General features: G+C 66.2%; 1 protein-coding gene. It reads right to left on the reverse strand.

The genetic code is table 11. The annotated features are described in order from the left end of the window. Positions 1-64: 64 nt before the first annotated feature. On the reverse strand, positions 65-1,205 hold a 1,141-nt coding region (locus LQV45_RS33960; RefSeq protein WP_230012233.1), incomplete at its 5' end, for a long-chain fatty acid--CoA ligase.

Raw genomic sequence — 1,205 nt, forward strand, 5'->3', positions numbered from 1 at the left:
GGCCGTATCTGACCCCGCGTTGCTCTGGTGCGGGGTTTCGGTGCCGGGCGGTTGCGGTTGCAGCCTAGGCGAGGGTGGGACGCTTGGCGCTGTACATTTCCTCGATCACGTTCTCGAAGTCCTTGAGCACCTGGGCCCGCTTGACCTTCATGGAGGGGGTCAGATGTCCGGAGGCCTCGGTGAAGTCGGCCGGCACGATCCGGAAGGACTTGATCGCCTCGGCCTGGGACACGGACTGGTTGGCGTGGTTGATGAGCTCCTGGACCGCGGCCATGACGGCGGGGTTGACGGCAGCCTCGGCGAGCGAGGTCGAGGCCGGGAGCCCGTGGCGGCCCAGCCAGCCGGGCAGCGCTTCTTCGTCCAGGGTCACCAGGGCACCAATGAACGGGCGGTTGTCACCGACCACGAGCACCTGCGAGACGAGCGCGTCCGCGCGGATCTGGTCCTCCAACAGGGCCGGGACGACGTTCTTGCCGCCGGCCGTGACGATGATTTCCTTCTTGCGCCCGGTGATGGTCAGGAACCCCGCCTCGTCCAGCTGGCCGATGTCGCCGGTGCGGAACCAGCCGTCGTCGAAGGTTGCAGCGGACAGGTCATCGCGCTTGTAGTAGCCGCGCATGACGCACACGCCCTTGGCGAGGATCTCGCCGTCGTCCGCGATCCTGACGGAGTTGCCCGGAATCGGGGCGCCGACCGTGCCGATCTTGATCAGATCGGGGGTGTTGACGGTGATCGGCGCCGTGGTTTCAGTCAGCCCGTATCCTTCCAGGATCTGCATGCCGATGCCCTGGAAGAAGTGGCCCAGCCGTTCACCGAGCGGGCCGCCGCCGGAAACGGCATGGGAGACGTTCCCGCCCATGGCGGCCCGTAGCTTGCTGTACACGAGCTTGTCGAACACGGCGTGCTTGAGCTTCAGCACGAGCCCGACCTTGCCGGCCTGCCGGGCCCGGGAGAATTCAATGGCGGTGTCCGCGGCGCGGTGGAAGATGGCGCCCTTGCCGCCGTCCTCGGCCTTGGTCAGGGCCGAGTTGTAGACCTTCTCGAAAACGCGCGGGACGGCGAGGATAAAGGTCGGTTTGTAGCTCTGCAGATCCGGCAGCAGGTTCTTGATATCCGGGGTGTGCGCCACTGTGACGCCGGCCGCGACTGCCAGCACAGAGATGAAGCGTGCGAAGACGTGGGCCATGGGCAGGAACATGATGGTC

It is taken from the genome of Microbacterium sp. Bi128 (assembly GCF_918698205.1).